16 protein-coding genes are annotated in these 17,920 nt (G+C 69.5%); 9 read left to right on the top strand and 7 right to left on the bottom strand.

Going from position 1 to position 17,920, the window contains the following annotated elements; genetic code table 11:
• Positions 1–7: 7 nt before the first annotated feature.
• The gene (locus AC59HU_RS13705) at positions 8–1,198 is read right to left on the bottom strand and encodes a THUMP-like domain-containing protein (protein ID WP_497223989.1); all 1,191 of its coding nucleotides are present in this window, start codon (positions 1,196–1,198) and stop codon (positions 8–10) included.
• A 155-nt stretch (positions 1,199–1,353) separates the two neighbouring features.
• On the opposite strand from AC59HU_RS13705, the gene groES reads away from it, so the two are divergent.
• From groES to AC59HU_RS13685, 4 genes are all read left to right on the top strand, one after another.
• The gene (gene groES, locus AC59HU_RS13700) at positions 1,354–1,650 is read left to right on the top strand and encodes a co-chaperone GroES (RefSeq protein WP_066041091.1); all 297 of its coding nucleotides are present in this window, start codon (positions 1,354–1,356) and stop codon (positions 1,648–1,650) included.
• A 189-nt stretch (positions 1,651–1,839) separates the two neighbouring features.
• Positions 1,840–2,763 carry an EamA family transporter RarD gene (rarD, locus tag AC59HU_RS13695; RefSeq protein ID WP_497224297.1) on the top strand — a complete coding sequence of 308 codons (924 nt, stop codon included), beginning with the start codon at positions 1,840–1,842 and terminating at the stop codon, positions 2,761–2,763.
• A 34-nt stretch (positions 2,764–2,797) separates the two neighbouring features.
• Positions 2,798–3,655: an ABC transporter substrate-binding protein gene (locus AC59HU_RS13690; protein ID WP_497223988.1), complete on the top strand. Its 858-nt coding sequence runs from the start codon at positions 2,798–2,800 to the stop codon at positions 3,653–3,655.
• A gap of 176 nt (positions 3,656–3,831) precedes the next feature.
• A complete protein-coding gene (locus AC59HU_RS13685) occupies positions 3,832–5,190 on the top strand; it encodes an ABC transporter substrate-binding protein (protein WP_497223987.1) in 1,359 nt (452 codons plus the stop codon).
• 91 nt (positions 5,191–5,281) lie between these two features.
• Here AC59HU_RS13685 and AC59HU_RS13680 read toward each other — a convergent pair whose 3' ends face one another.
• The 6 genes from AC59HU_RS13680 to AC59HU_RS13655 all read right to left on the bottom strand — a co-directional run bounded on the left by AC59HU_RS13680 (position 5,282) and on the right by AC59HU_RS13655 (position 10,950).
• Positions 5,282–6,025, bottom strand: coding sequence for a hypothetical protein (locus AC59HU_RS13680; protein ID WP_497223986.1), 744 nt, complete (start codon positions 6,023–6,025; stop codon positions 5,282–5,284).
• Entirely contained in the window at positions 6,022–6,774 is a 753-nt protein-coding gene (locus AC59HU_RS13675; RefSeq protein WP_497223985.1) for a hypothetical protein, read from the bottom strand. The genes AC59HU_RS13680 and AC59HU_RS13675 overlap by 4 nt, the downstream gene beginning before the upstream one ends.
• A gap of 97 nt (positions 6,775–6,871) precedes the next feature.
• The gene (locus AC59HU_RS13670) at positions 6,872–7,696 is read right to left on the bottom strand and encodes an ABC transporter ATP-binding protein (RefSeq protein WP_497223984.1); all 825 of its coding nucleotides are present in this window, start codon (positions 7,694–7,696) and stop codon (positions 6,872–6,874) included.
• The gene (locus AC59HU_RS13665; RefSeq protein ID WP_497223983.1) at positions 7,693–8,667 is read right to left on the bottom strand and encodes an ABC transporter ATP-binding protein; all 975 of its coding nucleotides are present in this window, start codon (positions 8,665–8,667) and stop codon (positions 7,693–7,695) included. The genes AC59HU_RS13670 and AC59HU_RS13665 overlap by 4 nt, the downstream gene beginning before the upstream one ends.
• Positions 8,660–9,637, bottom strand: a complete 978-nt coding sequence (locus tag AC59HU_RS13660) for a branched-chain amino acid ABC transporter permease (protein WP_497223982.1) — start codon at positions 9,635–9,637, stop codon at positions 8,660–8,662. Before AC59HU_RS13660 ends, AC59HU_RS13665 begins: the two co-directional genes overlap by 8 nt.
• A 14-nt stretch (positions 9,638–9,651) precedes the next feature.
• A complete protein-coding gene (locus tag AC59HU_RS13655; protein ID WP_497224296.1) occupies positions 9,652–10,950 on the bottom strand; it encodes a branched-chain amino acid ABC transporter permease in 1,299 nt (432 codons plus the stop codon).
• A gap of 254 nt (positions 10,951–11,204) precedes the next feature.
• Between AC59HU_RS13655 and guaB the strand changes: the two genes are divergently transcribed.
• The 5 genes from guaB to AC59HU_RS13630 all read left to right on the top strand — a co-directional run bounded on the left by guaB (position 11,205) and on the right by AC59HU_RS13630 (position 17,917).
• Entirely contained in the window at positions 11,205–12,707 is a 1,503-nt protein-coding gene (guaB, locus tag AC59HU_RS13650) for an IMP dehydrogenase (RefSeq protein ID WP_497223981.1), read from the top strand.
• 153 nt (positions 12,708–12,860) lie between these two features.
• Entirely contained in the window at positions 12,861–13,979 is a 1,119-nt protein-coding gene (locus AC59HU_RS13645; RefSeq protein WP_497224295.1) for a GuaB3 family IMP dehydrogenase-related protein, read from the top strand.
• 49 nt (positions 13,980–14,028) lie between these two features.
• Positions 14,029–15,756, top strand: coding sequence for a glycerol-3-phosphate dehydrogenase/oxidase (locus tag AC59HU_RS13640; RefSeq protein WP_497223980.1), 1,728 nt, complete (start codon positions 14,029–14,031; stop codon positions 15,754–15,756).
• 133 nt (positions 15,757–15,889) lie between these two features.
• Positions 15,890–16,423, top strand: a complete 534-nt coding sequence (locus AC59HU_RS13635; RefSeq protein WP_497223979.1) for a cation:proton antiporter regulatory subunit — start codon at positions 15,890–15,892, stop codon at positions 16,421–16,423.
• Between the two features lie 9 nt (positions 16,424–16,432).
• Positions 16,433–17,917 (top strand): cation:proton antiporter, encoded by a 1,485-nt coding sequence (locus AC59HU_RS13630; protein WP_497223978.1) that lies wholly within the window; start codon positions 16,433–16,435, stop codon positions 17,915–17,917.
• Positions 17,918–17,920: the final 3 nt, after the last annotated feature.

The raw sequence follows: 17,920 nt of genomic DNA, 5'->3' as shown, positions 1-17,920 counted from the left end.
GCGGTCGTCAGGTGACGACGCGCTCGGCGAGCAGAGCCTCGTGGCCGCCGTCGACCCGGGTCAGGATGAGCGTGGCCGAGCGGTCGCCCTTGAGGGCCAGCCGCTTGCGCAGCGCGGCCGGATCGACGTCGATGCCGCGCTTCTTGATCTCGAGCGTGCCGATCCTCCGCTCACGGAGGGCACGCTTCAGGGCGGCCTCACCGGCCGGCAGCCGCTCGATCACCCGGAAGGCGGCCGCGAACGGCGTCGGCACCACCTCGTCTGCGGTCAGGTAGGCGATGCCCGCCGAGAGCATCCCCGCGCCGAGCCGCTCGGCCAGGTCGCCGATCAGACGGGCGCGGATGACCGCGCCGTCCGGCTCGTAGACGTAGTCGCCGAGGGGCCGCACCTCGGCGTCCGGGCTGTCGCCGGCGGCCGTCAGCTCGTCGGCCCCGGCCCCGCTCAGCACGAGGGCGGCACGACGGATGCCCGGTCGGGCGACCGCGCCGAACCACAGCCCCATCTCGACCAGCTGGCCGTCGACGGAGACCCACTGGGCCTCGGCCGAGGGGGGGATCAGCGACCGGTCGAAGCCCGGCCCGAGCTTGATCCCGGTGGGGTAGCGCTCGGCGAGACCGAAGGCGAAGCCGATCGACGGCGAGTAGTCCTCCTCGTGGGCGAGGCGGGTGGTCTCGCCCGTGCCGGCGGTGCGGCGGGCCGGGTCGAGGTAGACCGCGTCGACGCCGTCGAGCTCCGCCTCCTCGGCCGAGGCGTGGACGACCTCGGCCTCGGGGAATCCCGCCAGGTTGTAGCTCGCGATCGCGGCGGTGACCTCGTCGCGCTCCACCGCCCGCACCGGGATGTCGAGGGCGACCAGGGCGAGGGCGTCGGCCCCGATGCCGCAGCCGAGGTCGGCGACCCGGGAGACGCCCGCCGAGCGGAAGCGGCCCGCGTGGCCTGCCGCGACCTTGAGGCGTGTGGCCTGCTCGAGGCCCGCCTGGGTGTAGAGCAGCCGGTCGGCGAAGGCGCCGAACTTGGCCGTGGCCTTCTCGCGCAAACGCGACTGCGTGAGCACCGCGGCGACCAGTTCGGGGGAGTGGCCGGCCTTCCGGAGCGCGGCGACCTGGGCGACCGCATCCAGCGAGGAGTAGGGCGGCAGCGAGTCCAGAAGCCGGAGCCCCTCGGGGGTGAGCAGCGTCGACAGCTCGGCGGCATCCATCCGGCAACCGTACCAAGGGCGACGGGCCGAAGGCGCCGCGCGATCCCTGGCACTCACGTTGCGCGAGTGCCAGCGGTGCCCCTAAACTCGACTTAGCACTCTCGCAGTGAGTGTGCTAACCAGACGTTTTGTCACTGAGAAAGAAGAGGTCAACCGTGTCGGTCTCCATCAAGCCGCTCGAGGATCGCATCGTCATCAAGCAGGTCGAAGCTGAGCAGACCACTGCTTCCGGTCTCGTCATCCCTGACACCGCCAAGGAGAAGCCCCAGGAGGGCGAAGTCGTCGCCGTCGGCCCCGGCCGCATCGACGACAACGGCAACCGCGTGCCGCTCGACGTCGCAGTCGGCGACAAGGTCATCTACTCCAAGTACGGCGGAACCGAGGTGAAGTACGCCGGCGAAGACTTCCTGGTGCTCTCGGCCCGCGACGTGCTCGCGGTCGTCGTCCGCTAGACGCAGTCCTCAGAGACAGAACCCGGGTGGCTTCGGCCGCCCGGGTTCTGTGCGTTCCGGGCGGGGCCCGCAGAGCTCCGGGCCCGGGTCGTCCCGCGCCTCGTCGGCCGCTCCGCCGGCCCTCCCGCGCGGGGGTAGAGTGGCGCGGTGACACCCCCCGAACCCGCCTCGCGACCGAGCTCCCTGACCATCCGCGGTTCCGAGTCCGAGCGGTTCCGCACCGGCCTCGTCAATGCCGTCGGGGCGTACGTGCTCTGGGGAGTGCTCCCGGTCTACTTCCTGCTGATGCAGCCGGCCGGCGCCTTCGAGATCGTGGCCTGGCGGATCGTGTTCTCGCTCGTGTTCTGCGCGGTGCTGCTGACCGTCACCCGGGCCTGGCGGCCCTTCCTGGCGATCGCCCGCCAGCCCAAGCTGCTGCTGTTCATGGGGCTCGCCGGCATCCTGATCTACGTCAACTGGCAGACCTACATCCTCGGCACCCTGAGCGGGCAGGTCGTCGAGGCCTCGCTCGGCTACTTCATCAACCCGATCGTGACGGTGCTGCTCGGTGTCGTCGTGCTGCGCGAGAAGCTGCGCCGGATGCAGTGGGTCGCGATCGGCGTCGCCGCCCTCGCCGTGCTGGTGCTCGCGTTCGGGCACGGCACGGTGCCGTGGATCGCCCTCATCCTCGCCTTCTCGTTCGGAACCTACGGTCTGGTCAAGAAGCACGTCGGCCCCCGGGTCGACGCGGTCAGCGGTCTCACCCTCGAGACGGCCTGGCTGACGCCGCTCGCGATCGTGCTCCTCGTCGTGGTCGGCACGCAGGGCGGCCTGGTCTTCGGCACGGTCAACGGCTGGCACACCACCGGCATGGTGCTGCTCGGCGTGGTCACGGCCGTGCCGCTGCTGATGTTCGCCTCGGCGACCCGACGGCTGCCGCTGGTCTGGGTGGGGCTGGTGCAGTTCGTCGCCCCCATCCTGCAGTTCGCACTGGGGGTCTTCGTGCTGCACGAGGACATGCCGCCCGAGCGGTGGGCCGGGTTCGCGATCGTCTGGGTCGCCGTGGTCATCCTCGCCGTCGACATGGTGCGGGCCTCCCGCGGGACGCGCGGCGCGCCCGTCGAGGCGCTCTGAGATGCGCCCGGCCGACCGGTAGGGTGCTGGGAGCATGAGACAGAGCGACCACTCGACGGGGCCCGGCCGTCGTGCATCCGCGTCTGCGGGTCGCCCCGGGGCCGCCTTGCGCCGGCCGGCCGTCAGCCTCGCCGGTCTCGCCGTCGTGACCGCCGGTCTCGCCCTCGGCCTGAGCGGATGCTTCGCTGCCGCACCGGCGTCGACCCCGGTCGCGCCGAACCCGGTCGCCAGCATGGCGCAGCCGATCCCCATCGGCGACGGCACCCTCGTCATCGGCGCGGTCGTGCCGCTCACTGGAGGAAACGCGGTCCTCGGCACGGCCGAGCTGGCCGGGGTGGAGCTCGCGGCCCGGGACATCGACGCCGCGGGAGGATTCCGCGGCCAGACCCTGGTCGTCCTGCACGGGGATGCGGGGGACGCCGCGAGCACGCGCGCGGCCGAGACGATCGCCTCCTTCGCCGGCCGGGTCGACGCCCTGGTCGGACCAAACAGCCAGGACGTGCTCACGGCCGCGGACACCGCGGCGAAGGCGGCGGGCGTGGCCGGGCTGAGCGCGGTCGCCGACCCCGTGCCGGTCGACGAGGCCGTCGCCGAGCGCCTCCGCACGGCCGACCCGTCGCTGACCGACACCCGCTTCGGTGCCGAGAGCTACGACGCGACCGTGACGATCGCGCTCGCCGCGGTGCTCGCGGGCGACGACGGAGCCACCTCGATCGCCCGATTCATCCCCGCGGTCACCGCCGGTGCGGTGTCGTGCTCGAGCTACGGCGCGTGTCTGGACGCGATCGGATCGGGCGGCGGCATCCGCTACACCGGGGTCACCGGCGCGCTCGCCCCGGCCCCTGCGAGCACCGCTCCTGGCTCCCTCATGCCGATCGGGATCACCGGCTGAGAGCGATCACACCCCCCGAACAGGCGGGGTGAAGGTCACCGCGAGGTAACGATTGACGCGTGTTACACGGCTGTAACACCAGCGTATTGTTCCCGCGTCACGGAGCGCATAGCGTGATCCCACGGCCGATTCTTCGAGTCTGCCGAGAAACTGCACACATTCACATAAGGAGCACCATGAGCGTATTTGCGAAGGCCAAGGCCTCGCGCTCGAAGCCCCTCTCGATCGTTGCCGGCGTAGCCGCGTTCAGCGCCACGGCTCTGCTGCTGGCCTCGTGCGCCTCGACGCCGAGCACCGACGGCGGAGCGACCACCGCTGCGGCGGAGAGCTGCGGCCCCGACGCCGCGACCGCGGCGGCGAACATCACGGCGGTCGCCCCCGAGGCGGCGCAGAGCCGAGCCACCACGCTGAAGATCGGTTCGATCCTCCCGACCACCGGTAGCCTCGCCTACCTCGGCCCGCCCGAGATCGCCGGTGTCGACCTCGCCATCGACGAGATCAACGCGTCGACGTCGGGTGTCCTGGGCGGCAACGCCGAGGTCATCCACCGCGACTCCGGTGACACCACGACCGACATCGCGACCCAGTCGGCGACCGACCTGCTCAGCCAGGGCGTCTCCGGCATCGTCGGCGCCGCGTCGTCCGGTGTCTCGTTCACCTTCATCGACCAGGTCACGGGTGCCCAGGTCGTCCAGGTGTCGCCCGCGAACACCTCGCCCGACTTCTCGACCTACGCCGACGGCGGGTATTACTTCCGTACCGCTCCCTCCGACGTGCTGCAGGGCCGCGTGCTCGGCAACCTGATGGTCGGCGACGGCAACACCAACATCGGCATCATCTACCTGAACGACGCGTACGGCTCCGGCCTCGAGTCGAACGTCACCACGGCCGTCGAGGCAGCCGGTGGCACCGTCGTGGCCTCCGAGGCCTTCAACGAGGGTGACAGCCAGTTCAGCGCTCAGATCGACTCCGTGCTGGCGGCCGACCCCGACGCGATCGCCCTGATCGCGTTCGACCAGACCAAGGTCATCATCCCCGAGCTCGTCGGAACCAAGGGCTTCGACGGCAGCAAGGTCTACTTCGTGGACGGCAACCTGGCCGACTACTCCGCAGACTTCGACAAGGGTGTGCTGAACTGCGCCAAGGGCACGCTGCCCGGCGTTCTGGCCGACGACGCGTTCAAGGCCAAGCTGCTCGGTGTGAACCCCGACCTGAAGGACTTCAGCTACGCAGCCGAGTCCTACGACGCGGTCAACCTGATGGCTCTCGCGGCCATCGCCGGTGGCTCCGCGACCGGTCCCGCCATCCAGGCCAACATGCAGGCCGTCTCGGATGGTGGCACGAAGTGCACCAGCTTCGCCGAGTGCGCCGACCTGCTGGCAGCCGGCACGGACATCGACTACGACGGCATCTCCGGCCCGATCACCTTCGACCAGAACGGTGACCCGACCGAGGCCTACATCGGTATCTACCAGTACGGCATGGACAACACCTACGCGCCGCTGAACGTCGAGTTCGGTTCGCTGAAGGGCTAGTCCCGCCCGCACCACGCACGAAGGCCCGGCCCTCCTCGGAGGTGCCGGGCCTTCTCGCGTGCCAGCAGCCGGATGCGCCGCGTCGACGACGTCAGGTCGTCCTCATGGCGACCCACCAGACGACGGCCGCCACGGTGCAGACGGTGGACAGGGCGACGATGCCCGCGGTGCGCAGCGCGCCGGGAGCGGTGCTCAGCCGCGCGCGTGCCGGCAGCGGGAGGCCGGCCGCCGGGATCGTGTCGCGCCGGGTCTGGCGGGACAGCTTCGGGTCGAGAGCCGCCAGCAGTCGTTCGATCCGCTGCCACTCCGCCTCGTCACCCAGGTCGAAGGGCCGTTCCGCGTAGGCGAAGAGCAGGTCTCCGACGATCTCGACGTCGAACGCGGTCGCCTCGTCGATGAGTACGGCCATCAGGTCGGGCGTGAAGATCAGGTGCGCCTCCATCCGGTGGTCGGCGGGGCAGTAGAGCTGGAAGTGGCGGCCGAAGTCACCCTCGAGCGACAGCCGCTGCGTGGGGGAGAACGACCCCGTGAGCGCGACGTCGCGGAGCGGACCGTTGCGCAGCGAGTCGAGGAACAGGTGGGGATGCGTGCCCTCGAGCTCGACCATCAGGTAGCCCCGCGTGATCGTCTTCGGGCCGCCGAGCCGGGCAGCGGTGTACCGCAGGTTGCCCACCTCCACCAACCGGGGCTCGCGCCGCCGCAGCCGGTCGACGATGTGCCGGTCCTCTCCGACCGCGAAGAGCGCGCCGGGGTAGTCGGTGGTGCGGTCGTCGCGGCGGTGGTCGAGCTGATGGGCCGCCGCGAAGGCCTCCAGCCTGGCCCGCCGGCCGGTCACAGGACGGACGCGGCCTGCACGGCCCGGGCGATCGACCCGATGCCCGTCCACTCGGCGGGGTCGTCGAAGTCGAAGGAGCCGTGCACGTAGGCGATCACCCGATCGGTGACGGATTCGAGGTGCACGTGCCCGTGGCCCGCGACGCCGGACAGCATCAGGGCCGGCAGCTCGTGCAGGTCGAGCGACACGGCGACCCGGGAGCGGGCCACGGAGCTCTGCTCGGGAACGGAGCCCGGACTGTGCACGATGACGTACCCATTGATCACGAAGGGCTGCTGGCTCGCCACCGTGTCGAACCGGTGCGCGCCCACCTCGATCACCGGGCCGGCGCTCGGCCGGAAGCGGTGGAGCATCCGCTGGTTCCGGCCCAGGCGGTTGACGACCCCCGGCATGGTGGCATCGACGACGTCGTGGTCGTACTGCCAGCCGTTCTCCTCGGCGAGCCGGCGCATCCGGCACCATCGCGTCGCGGCGGCACGGATGCGCGAGCGCCGGGCGAGCAGGAAGCCGCCCACAGCGCCCAGCAGCACGACGATCGCGGCCGGGACGACCAGCAGCGTGACCGAGGAGAGGTAGACGCACGCCACCACCAGGACCGCGACCAGTCCCAGGCCGGAGAGCACCGTCGCCCGGACGTCGAGCGGCGGGACGACGCCGGAGGCGCGTGCCGCCGTCACTTCGGCGTCGACCTCCGCTCGCGACGGGCGACTGCGGAGGGCTGTGGTGGTGACCGCGAGGGGTGTGGACATCGGTTCTCCCGTCGCCGACGGGAGAACAGGGAGTTCACGCGCCCGTCGGCCGGAACCGAGGATATGTCAGTTCCGGCCGACGGGTCAAGCAGAGGGGCTAGTGGCCCTGGTCGGCCGCCAGGGTGCCGAGGTAGAGCTCGATGACCTTCGGGTCCTTCATCAGCTCGCGGCCGGTGCCGGTGTAGGCGTCGCGGCCCTGGTCGAGCACGTAGGCCCGGTCGCAGATCTGCAGGCAGCGGCGCGCGTTCTGCTCGACCATGATGACCGAGACGCCGGCGCGGTTGATCTGGTGCACGCGCATGAAGGTCTCGTCCTGACGCACGGGGGACAGGCCCGCGGAGGGCTCGTCCAGCAGCAGCACCGAGGGCTCCATCATCAGCGCCCGGCCCATCGCCACCATCTGGCGCTCACCGCCCGAGAGCGAGCCCGCCCGCTGCTTGCGGCGCTTGCCGAGCTCGGGGAAGAGGGTCGTCACGAAGTCGAAGCGCTCGGCGAAGATCGAGGGCTTCTGGAACAGGCCCATCTCGAGGTTCTCCTCGATGGTGAGGCTCGGGAAGACGTTGTTGTTCTGCGGCACCATGCCGACACCCTTGGTGACGAGCTTGTTGGCGCGCAGGCCCGTGATGTCCTCGCCCTTCAGGATGACGCGGCCGCTCCGGATGCGGATCTGGCCGAAGATCGCCTTGAGCACCGTCGACTTGCCGGCGCCGTTCGGGCCGATGATCCCGATCAGCTCACCGGGGTAGGCCTCGATGGTGCAGCCGTTCAGGATGTTGACGCCGGGCAGGTAGCCGCCGACCAGGTCTTCGGTGCGCAGCACCGCGTCGCCGCGGTCCGTCGGGGCGAGCGTGTGCGCCCGAGGGGTCTCCTCGGCCAGCGTGTTCGTCTCGGCGTTGACCTCGTTGGGGTCGATGTCGCTCATCGGTTCTCCTCCGCCGTCGATCCGGTGCCGTAGCCGGCTCCCTCGGCGTCGGGGTGCGCGTCGTGCGCCTTCCGCTCCGCCTCGATGACCGGGTTCGGTCCGTCTTCCATCAGGTCGCCCAGGTCGGTGTCGTGGTGGGCGCCCAGGTAGGCGTCGATCACGGCCGGATCCTTCATCACGGTCTCGGGCGGGCCCTCGGCCACGACGCGGCCCTCGGCCATCACGACCACCCAGTCCGAGATGTGCATGACCATGTGCATGTCGTGCTCGACGAACAGCACCGTGGTGCCGTCGGACTTGAGGTTCTTGATGTGCCCGAGCAGCGACTGGGTCAGTGCCGGGTTCACCCCCGCCATCGGCTCGTCGAGCATGATCAGCTCGGGCTTGGACATCAGCGCCCTGGCCATCTCGAGGAGCTTGCGCTGGCCGCCCGAGAGCGAGGCCGCGTAGTCCTCACGCTTGGCGTCGAGCTTGAAGCGGGCGAGGAGGTCGTCCGCGCGGACGGTGTTCTCCTCCTCCTGCTTGCGCCACAGCGGCTTGAAGAGCGAGCTGAACAGCCCCTCGCCCTTCTGCCCGGTCGCACCGAGCAGCATGTTCTGCAGCACCGAGAGGCGGCCGAGCGACTTCGTCAGCTGGAAGGTGCGGACCATGCCGGCCCGGGCCACCTTGAAGGCCGGCACGCCGGCGAGCGACTTGCCGTCGAACTCCCACGTGCCGGTGTTCGGCTTGTCGAACCCGGTGAGCAGGTTGAACATCGTCGTCTTGCCGGCACCGTTGGGGCCGATAAGCGCCGTGATCTGGCCGCGCGGGATCTCGAGGTGGGCGACGTCGACCGCCTTGAGACCGCCGAACTGCCGGGTGACGTTGTCGGCGATGACGATCGGGTCGACCTTCGCGCAGCCGGGACCGATCTCGCCCTTGACGAGCGGGTGGGTCGTGGAGAGGGTGGGGGTTCCGTCGAGATTAGACACTGAAGGACAGCTCCTTCTTGTTTCCGAAAATACCTTGCGGTCTGAAGATGACCAGGAGCATCAGCGCCACACCGACGAGGATGAAGCGGATCTGCCCGGCCTGGGTGGTCGAGACGAAGGGCAGGGCCCCCGACTCGATGGCGCCGTACAGGATGCCCTGGGTGAGCGAGAGCACGACCCAGAAGATCATCGAACCCACGATGGGCCCGAAGATCGTGGCCGCCCCGCCCAGGAGCATGATCGTCCAGATGAAGAAGGTGAGGCCGGTGGTGTAGTTCGCCGGCTGCACCGCGCGGGGCAGGATGAAGATGATTCCGGCGAGCGAGCCGAGCCCGCCACCGATGACCAGCGCCTGCATCTTGTAGCTGTAGACGTTCTTGCCGAGGCTGCGCACCGCATCCTCGTCTTCGCGGATGCCCTTGACCACTCGGCCCCAGGGGGAGCGCATGAGCAGGAACACCAGCACGCTGGCGAGGGCCACGAGCGCCCAGCCGACGATCCGGATCCACCAGTCGTACTCGTTGTACGTGAACGGGCCGAAGCCGTAGGTGCCTTGCGGGATCGGGTTGATCGCGGCGAAGGTGCCCTTGAAGCCCGAGAGGCCGTTCGCGGCGCCGGTGAAGTCGGTGAGGCCCGTCGTGGTGACGATGTATCTCACGACCTCCGCGGCCGCGATCGTGACGATCGCCAGATAGTCGGCTCTCAGCCGCAGGGTCGGGATGCCCAGGATGAACGCGAAGATCACCGAGCAGGCGATCGCGCAGAGCACCGCCACGACCAGCGGTGCCCCCGCGAGGGTCGGGATCGCGAAGCCGTAGGCACCAATCAGGAGGAAGGCCGCCTGGCCGAAGTTGAGCAGCCCCGTGTAGCCGAAGTGCACGCCGAGGCCGATGGCCGCGAGTGCGTAGGCCGCGGTCGTCGGGCTGATGATCTCGCCGACGGCGTTGCCGAGAATGTTTCCCCAGTCCATGAGTCTCTCCTCCCCTAACCGATTCGTTCTTTACGACCGAGAATGCCCTGCGGTCGCACGAGGAGCACCACGATGAGCACGACGAGTGCCGCCGCGTATTTCAGGTCCGGCGGGATGAAGAGCGTCGACAGCTCGACGAACAACCCGACCACGATGGAGCCGACCAGCGCGCCGTAGGCGGAGCCGAGACCACCGAGCGTGACCGCCGCGAACATCAGCAGCAGCACCTGGAAGCCCATGTCCCACGACACCTGGCGGTAGAGCGCGAGCATGACGCCGGCGAGGGCGGCCAGCGCTCCCGAGAGCACCCAGACGATCCGGATGATCCGGTCGACGTCGATTCCGGATGCGGCGGCCAGCGACGGGTTGTCGGAGACCGCGCGGGTCGCCTTGCCGATCCGGGTGCGGGTGAGGAACAGACCCACCAGCACGAGCACGACGACCGAGATGATCATGCTGAGGATGGAGCCGGTCGTGATGCGCACGGGACCGAGGGCCACCGCATCCGAGAGCCCGACGCTCATCGTCTTGGTGTCGCCGCCGATGAAGAAGAGGTAGAGGTAGCGGAGCGCGATGGCGAGACCGATCGAGACGATCATCGCCTGGACGAGCTTCACCCCCTTCTTCCTCAAGGGCTTCCAAAGCAACCAGTCGTTGAGGTAGCCGAAGACGCCGCCGAGCACCAGGGCGATCAGCATGGCGATGAAGATGTTGATGCCGAGCAGCACGGCCGCGATCCAGGCGACGATGGCGCCGAAGGTGACCATCTCGCCGTGCGCGAAGTTGTTCAGGCCCGTCGTGCCGAAGATCAGCGTGATGCCGATTGCGGCCAGCGCGATCAGCAGGCCGAAGTTGAGGCCGGCGACCAGGCGCTGCAGGAACTGCTCGAAGAACCCGGTGGTCTGCCGGGTGTCGGCGCCGAGCGGGAAGGAGCGGGTGATCGTGTTCGTCTGCCACTCGGTGGCGCTGACGACCGCGGAGGCCTTGTCCGGGTCGCGGAGCTGCACGCCGTCGGGCAGGGTGTCCGGGTCGAGGGTGACGGTGTAGTCGCCCTTGGCCGGCACGGCGACCGACCAGCGGCCGGTGTCGTCGGTCTTCGCGACCTCGGAATAGCCGTCGGCGCCCGCGACCGTGATCTCGGCACCCTCGACGAGGTTGTCGCCGTCGCGGAGGATGCCGCCGATCGTGTAGGTGGTGGTGAAGTCGCCGGAATCCGTGGGGGTGGGGGTCGGAGCGGGGGCGGTGGCGGCCGAGGCCGAGAGGGCCCCTGAGCCGAGCGCGATCCCGAGACAGAGTGCGAGCATCGCCAACATCATCGTGGCGAGACGGACCCCGTGTCCGATACGGATTCCTGCGATCAAGACAGCACCTCCTGGAAGAAGCCTGCCGGGTGCGGTGGCAGGCTTCGTGTCTATGGTCGTAGCGACTTTGCTAGACCATACAGTCGTTTTGTGTCCACGGTGTTTCAAGTGGCCACCTCGAACGACGTCCGTCATTTCTACACGGAATACCCATCACCTCCTAACGGTTACGATTGGTCAAGGCTTTTCGGTGATAAGGGAGAACGATGGACCAGGCGGATCCGTTCGGTTTTGTAGGGCTGACGTACGACGACGTGATGCTGCTGCCGGGTCATACCGACGTCATCCCCAGTGAGGCCGACACGACCTCCCGCCTGACCAAGCGCATCACGGTCGCGACCCCGCTGCTCTCGGCGGCGATGGACACGGTGACCGAGTCGCGCATGGCGGTCGCCATGGCCCGCCAGGGCGGCCTGGGCGTGCTGCACCGCAACCTCTCGATCGCCGATCAGGCCGAGCAGGTCGACCGGGTCAAGCGCAGCGAGTCCGGCATGGTCACCGACCCCGTGACCACGACGCCGGATGCGACGGTCGCCGAGGTCGACGCCCTCTGCGGCATCTACCGCGTCAGCGGCCTCCCCGTCGTCGACGGCCAGGGCGTCCTCGTCGGCATCGTGACCAACCGCGACATGCGCTTCGTCTCCCCGTTCGAGAAGTCGACGACGCTCGTGCGCGACGTCATGACGAAGATGCCGCTGATCACCGCCAAGGTCGGTGTCGACCCGGATGACGCGGTCGCCATCTTCGCCCAGCACAAGATCGAGAAGCTCCCGATCGTCGACGACCAGGGCCGGCTCAGCGGTCTGATCACGGTCAAGGACTTCGACAAGAGCGAGAAGTACCCCAACGCGACGAAGGATGCGGCGGGCCGGCTCCGCGTCGGAGCGGCCATCGGCTTCTTCGGCGACGCCTGGCAGCGCGCGACCAACCTGCTCGACGCCGGCGTCGACGTGATCGTGGTCGACACCGCCAACGGCGACAGCGCCGGCGTGCTCGACATCATCAAGCGACTGAAGAACGACCCGGCCTTCGCCGAGGTCGACGTCATCGGCGGCAACGTCGCGACCCGCTCCGGGGCGCAGGCCCTGGTCGACGCGGGCGCCGACGCCATCAAGGTGGGCGTGGGCCCGGGATCGATCTGCACCACGCGGGTGGTCGCCGGCGTCGGCGTGCCCCAGGTCACCGCGGTCTACGAGGCCTCGCTCGCCGCCCGCGAGACCGGTGTCCCGGTGATCGCCGACGGCGGTCTGCAGTACTCCGGCGACATCGCCAAGGCCCTCGTGGCAGGCGCCGACACCGTGATGCTCGGCTCGATGTTCGCCGGCTGCGACGAGAGCCCGGGCGACCTGGTCTTCGTCAACGGCAAGCAATTCAAGAACTACCGGGGCATGGGTTCGCTCGGCGCGCTGCAGACGCGCGGCGAGAAGACCTCCTACTCGAAGGACCGCTACTTCCAGTCCGACGTGCCGAACGACGACAAGCTGATCGCCGAGGGCATCGAGGGCCAGGTTCCTTACCGCGGCCCGCTCGCCAACGTCGCGTACCAGCTCGTCGGAGGCCTGCGGCAGTCGATGTTCTACGTCGGCGCCCGCACCATCGGCGAGCTGAAGCAGCGCGGCAAGTTCGTGCGCATCACGCCGGCCGGGCTCAAGGAGTCGCACCCGCACGACGTGCAGATGGTCGTCGAGGCGCCCAACTATCGGGGCTGATGCCGGTGCTGGCGGGGTCTGGGTTTCCCTCCCCGCCTTCGGCTGAGGCGAGCTCAGAGGCGGCGGGGAGCGAAACCCAGACCCCGCCAGCACCGGCCCCGCTCTGTTGACGCCTCCACGCTGTGAGAAATGCCCCCGATAGGATGAGGCGTGATGGAAATCGAAATCGGTCGTGCCAAGCGCGGGCGCCGCGTCTACTCCTTCGACGACATCGCGGTCGTGCCCTCCCGGCGCACCCGCGATCCTCAGGACGTGTCGGTCGCCTGGTCCATCGACGCGTACCAGTTCGACATCCCGGTGCTGGCGGCCCCGATGGACTCGGTGGTCTCGCCGCAGACCGCGATCATGATCGGTCAGCTCGGCGGCGTCGGCGTGCTCGACCTCGAGGGTCTGTGGACCAGGTACGAGAACCCTGAGCCGCTGCTCGAGGAGATCCGCTCGCTGCCCGAGGGTCGCGCCACCCAGCGCATGCAGGAGATCTACTCCGAGCCGATCAAGCCGGAGCTGGTGGAGGCGCGCCTCGCCGAGATCCGTGCATCCGGTGTCACCGTCGCCGGCGCCCTGTCGCCGCAGCGCACCCAGGAGCTCTACGAGACGGTCGTCGCGGCGGGCGTCGACCTCTTCGTCATCCGCGGCACCACGGTCTCGGCCGAGCACGTCTCCAAGACGGTCGAGCCGCTCAACCTGAAGAAGTTCATCTACGAGCTCGACGTGCCGGTCATCGTCGGCGGCGCCGCCACCTACACGGCGGCCCTCCACCTCATGCGCACGGGCGCGGCCGGGGTGCTCGTCGGTTTCGGCGGCGGAGCGGCCTCGACCACCCGCGCGACCCTCGGCATCCACGCCCCGATGGCGACCGCGGTCGCCGACGTCGCCGGCGCGCGCCGCGACTACATGGACGAGTCGGGCGGGCGGTACGTGCACGTCATCGCCGACGGCGGCCTCGGCACCTCGGGCGACATCGTCAAGGCCATCTCGGTCGGCGCCGACGCCGTCATGCTCGGCACCGCGCTGGCGCGCGCCAGCGACGCCCCGGGCGGCGGCTGGCACTGGGGCCCCGAGGCCCACCACTCGCAGCTGCCCCGCGGCAACCGCGTGCACGTGGGCCAGGTCGCGCCGCTCGAGCAGATCCTCTACGGTCCCTCTCCGGTGGCAGACGGCACCGCCAACCTGATCGGTGCGCTGCGCCGCTCGATGGCGACGACCGGGTACTCGGACCTCAAGGAGTTCCAGCGCATCGAAGTGGTTGTGGCCCCCTACCGCGTTGATTAGCGTGGGAGCAGACACAGCGCGCTGCTGATCTGCGACGAAGGAGAGTCTCATGGCCACCACCTCGGTTTCGCACTCGACGAAGATCGGCCCCGAGGAGCGTGCGGCGGCCATCGAGACCTTGAAGACCAAGGAGCTCGACATCCTGGTGGTCGGCGGCGGCATCGTCGGCACCGGGGCGGCGCTGGACGCGGTGACCCGCGGCCTCCGCGTGGGCATGGTCGAGGCGCGCGACTGGGCCTCCGGCACGTCGAGCCGCTCGTCCAAGCTCGTGCACGGCGGCATCCGCTACCTCGAGCAGCTCGACTTCCGGCTGGTCCGCGAGGCGCTGATCGAGCGCGGTCTGCTGCTGCAGCGGATCGCGCCGCACCTGGTGAAACCCGTGCGCTTCCTGTACCCGCTCAACAAGCGCATCGTCGAGCGCGCCTACATCGGCGCCGGCATGCTGCTCTACGACATCTTCAGCTACTCCGGCGGCCGGCCGCCCGGGGTGCCGCACCACCGTCACCTCTCGCGGCGCCAGGTGCAGACCCTGATGCCGAGCCTGGCGAAGGACGCCCTGATCGGCGGCATCACCTACTACGACGCCCAGGTGGATGACGCCCGCTACGTCGCCAGCCTCGCCCGCACGGCGGCCTCCTACGGCGCCCACATCGCCAGCCGGGTCAGGGTCGAGGGCTTCCTCAAGGTCGGCGAGCGGGTGGTCGGCGTGACCGCGCACGACCTCGAGACCGACGAGCGGTTCGAGATCCGGGCCAAGCAGGTCGTCAACGCGACCGGCGTCTGGACCGACGACACCCAGGCCATGGTGGGCGAGCGCGGGCAGTTCAAGGTGCGGGCCTCCAAGGGCATCCACCTCGTCGTGCCGCGCGACCGCTTCCAGGGCAAGTCGGGGCTGCTGCTGCGCACCGAGAAGAGCGTGCTCTTCGTCATCCCCTGGGGCCGGCACTGGCTGATCGGCACCACCGACACCGACTGGCACCTCGACAAGGCGCACCCCGCGGCGACCGCGGCCGACATCGACTACCTGCTCGAGCACGTCAACAAGGTGCTCGCCGTGCCGCTGACCCGGGAGGACGTGGAGGGCGTGTTCGCCGGGCTCCGGCCGCTGCTGGCCGGCGAGAGCGACCAGACGTCGAAGCTGTCGCGGGAGCACCTGGTCGCGCACTCCGTCCCGGGGCTCGTCGTGGTGGCGGGCGGCAAGTGGACCACTTACCGGATCATGGCGAAGGATGCGATCGACGCGGCCGTCTCGGCCCTCGACGGCAAGATCTCGCCCTCGGTCACGCAGGACATCGCGCTGCTCGGGGCCGAGGGCTACCAGGCGGCCTGGAACAAGCGGGCGAAGATCGCGCGCAAGTTCGGGGTGCACACCGTGCGGATCGAGCACCTGCTGAACCGCTACGGCACGCTGACCGACGAACTGCTCGACCTCATCCTCGACGACCCGTCGCTCGCCGACCCGCTGCCCGGCGCCGACGACTACATCGGGGCCGAGGTGGTCTACGCCGCCTCGCACGAGAGCGCGCTGCACCTGGACGACGTGCTCGCACGGCGCACCCGGATCTCGATCGAGGCCTGGGACCGCGGGGTCTCCGCCGCCCCCGTCGCCGCGCGCCTGATGGCCGGGGTGCTGGGGTGGGACGACGAGCAGGTCGACCGCGAGGTCGCCTTCTACCTCGAGCGGGTGGCGGCCGAGCGGGCGAGCCAGGAGCAGCCGGACGACGCCTCGGCAGAGCGGGTCCGCCTCCAGGCCCCGGACATCGTCGAGGTCGACTGACATCGTCGAGGTCGACCGAGCCGTGCGCCCTCTGCGAACAGCGGCCCGCGACGGACGGCGCGCCGCGGCGCTCGCCTAAACTGGAAGCACCGCAGACCTTCCGGCCGCGGTGAGCTGGTGAGGAGACATCCGCATGGTCGACGTCCGTCGCGTCAAGCTTCCCGGAGTGGGGGTGCTGCACACCTTCTACACCTCCGACGGCGGGAAGGTGGGCGTCATCGCGCACCGGTCGGGTCACAGCGACCTGATCACCTTCGCCGACGCCGAAGACGGTCCCGACTCGAGCAAGGTGTCGCTCCGGCTCTCCGAGGACGAAGCGCACACGCTCGCCGAACTCCTCGGCGGCACGCAGATCACCGAGTCGCTCAGCGCCCTCGACCAGATCCCCGGTCTCAGCATCGACTGGTTCTCGGTCGACTACGAGGACCACATCGCCGGTCAGCCCCTGGGCAGCCCCGCCGAGCGCGGGATCGCGGGTCTCACCGTCGTCGCCGTCGTGCGCGGCGACTCGGCCAACCCCGCCCCCGCGCCCGACTTCAAGGTCTTCCCGGGCGACACGCTCGTGGTCGCCGGTTCGCCGGAGAAGGTCGCCAAGGCCTTCAACTTCTTCCGCACCGGCGAGATGAAGCCGAAGGCAGGGGTCGTCTCCACGCCGCCCAGAAGCTAGGGCGCGCGTATGCACCTCGGCCCCGACCTCCTCGTCCTCGGTGTCCTGTTCGTCATCGCGTACGTCCTGGGGCGTCTCGGCAAGTCCATCGGCCTCCCCGCCATCCCGATCTACATGGTGGTGGGGCTGCTCGCGAGCCCGTACTTCGCCTGGTTCCCGCTCGAATTCGCGCACACCGACTACATCGAGCTGATCGCGGTCTTCGGGCTGATCCTGCTGCTGTTCAACCTGGGGCTCGAGTTCGATCAGGACGAGTTCTTCGGCAACGCCGGTCGCCTGCTCGTCTCGGGCGGCTCGTACATCCTGATCAACATGGCCGTGGGCTTCGTCTTCGGCTTCCTGGTCGGCTGGGGCAGCCGGGAGGCGCTGGTCATTGCGGGCATCACCGCGACCTCCTCGAGCGCGATCGTCACCAAGCTGCTGATCGAGCTCAATAGGCTGGCGAACCGCGAGACCCCGATGATCCTCGGGGTGACCGTGGTGGAGGACGTCTTCATCGCGATCTACCTCGCGATCGTGTCGGTCGTGCTCTCCGGCGAGACCGAGATCTGGCCGGTCGTCGGCAAGCTCGGCATCTCGTTCCTCTTCCTGGTCGTCATGTTCGCGGTCGCGCGCTGGGGCGGGCGCTTCGTCTCGCGCATCTTCCGCACGAAAGACGACGAGCTCTTCACGATCCTGTTCTTCGGCCTGGCAATCATGTTCGGCGGCCTCGGCGAGATCCTCGGCGTCACGGATGCGATCGGTGCGTTCCTGATCGGCCTCGTGCTGGGCGCGACCCGGTACCGCAACCGGATCGAGCAGATCGCCATCCCGTTGCGCGACGTGTTCGGCGCCTTCTTCTTCCTGAACTTCGGGCTCGGGCTCGACCCGACGAAGTTCGGTGCGGTGATCGTGCCCGTGGTGCTCGCGGTGGTGATGACGATGGTGCTCAACATCATCGCGGGCCAGTTCGTCGCCTGGCTCAACGGCCTGGGGCCCCAGGCCGGCATCAACACGACCGCCATCCTGCAGAACCGCGGCGAGTTCGCGCTGATCCTCGCGACGCTCGCGCTCGCGGCCGGGCTGGACGAACGCATCCAGCCCTTCGCGGGCCTCTATGTGCTGATCATGGCCATCGTCGGGCCGGTGCTGGCGGTGAACTCGGAGCGGATCGGGTCGTTCGTGCTCGGGACCAAGCGCAAGCGGGTGCGGGCGGCGGCTGCGGCCGCTGCGGCGGCGGCTGCGTCTGCCTCGGGTTTGGCCTCGGCCTCGGCCGATGCCGGCTCGACGGGTCGGCCCGGCCTCTCCCAGGCCGAGGCCATCGCCCTGATGAGCGGGATCCCGACCCCGGCGTCCGGCGGAGGATCCGCGGCACCCGGCGCATCCCCGGCCGAGACCGATTTCGAGGCGGATGCCGACCTCGACGACCGCGACCCCGCCCAGCAGCGCCTGATCGAGCAGGCCATGCTCCAGTCCGACGAGACGCACCCGACCGCGAGGGAGGACGAGTATTGAGCA

The sequence above is a fragment of the Herbiconiux sp. 320_LB genome (assembly GCF_059691755.1).
The sequence above is the reverse complement of the archived record's forward strand: the minus strand, read 5'-3'. Positions and strand labels throughout refer to the sequence as shown.

Coding starts and splice junctions, on each gene's coding strand:
- AC59HU_RS13655 (WP_497224296.1), bottom strand. CDS start 10,950: ATGTTGGCGATGCTCGCACTCTGTCTCGGGATCGCGCTCGGCTCAGGG.
- AC59HU_RS13630 (WP_497223978.1), top strand. CDS start 16,433: ATGCACCTCGGCCCCGACCTCCTCGTCCTCGGTGTCCTGTTCGTCATC.
- AC59HU_RS13675 (WP_497223985.1), bottom strand. CDS start 6,774: ATGTCCACACCCCTCGCGGTCACCACCACAGCCCTCCGCAGTCGCCCG.
- AC59HU_RS13645 (WP_497224295.1), top strand. CDS start 12,861: ATGGAAATCGAAATCGGTCGTGCCAAGCGCGGGCGCCGCGTCTACTCC.
- AC59HU_RS13690 (WP_497223988.1), top strand. CDS start 2,798: ATGAGACAGAGCGACCACTCGACGGGGCCCGGCCGTCGTGCATCCGCG.
- AC59HU_RS13670 (WP_497223984.1), bottom strand. CDS start 7,696: ATGAGCGACATCGACCCCAACGAGGTCAACGCCGAGACGAACACGCTG.
- AC59HU_RS13660 (WP_497223982.1), bottom strand. CDS start 9,637: ATGGACTGGGGAAACATTCTCGGCAACGCCGTCGGCGAGATCATCAGC.
- AC59HU_RS13640 (WP_497223980.1), top strand. CDS start 14,029: ATGGCCACCACCTCGGTTTCGCACTCGACGAAGATCGGCCCCGAGGAG.
- AC59HU_RS13685 (WP_497223987.1), top strand. CDS start 3,832: ATGAGCGTATTTGCGAAGGCCAAGGCCTCGCGCTCGAAGCCCCTCTCG.
- AC59HU_RS13635 (WP_497223979.1), top strand. CDS start 15,890: ATGGTCGACGTCCGTCGCGTCAAGCTTCCCGGAGTGGGGGTGCTGCAC.
- guaB (WP_497223981.1), top strand. CDS start 11,205: ATGGACCAGGCGGATCCGTTCGGTTTTGTAGGGCTGACGTACGACGAC.
- AC59HU_RS13705 (WP_497223989.1), bottom strand. CDS start 1,198: ATGGATGCCGCCGAGCTGTCGACGCTGCTCACCCCCGAGGGGCTCCGG.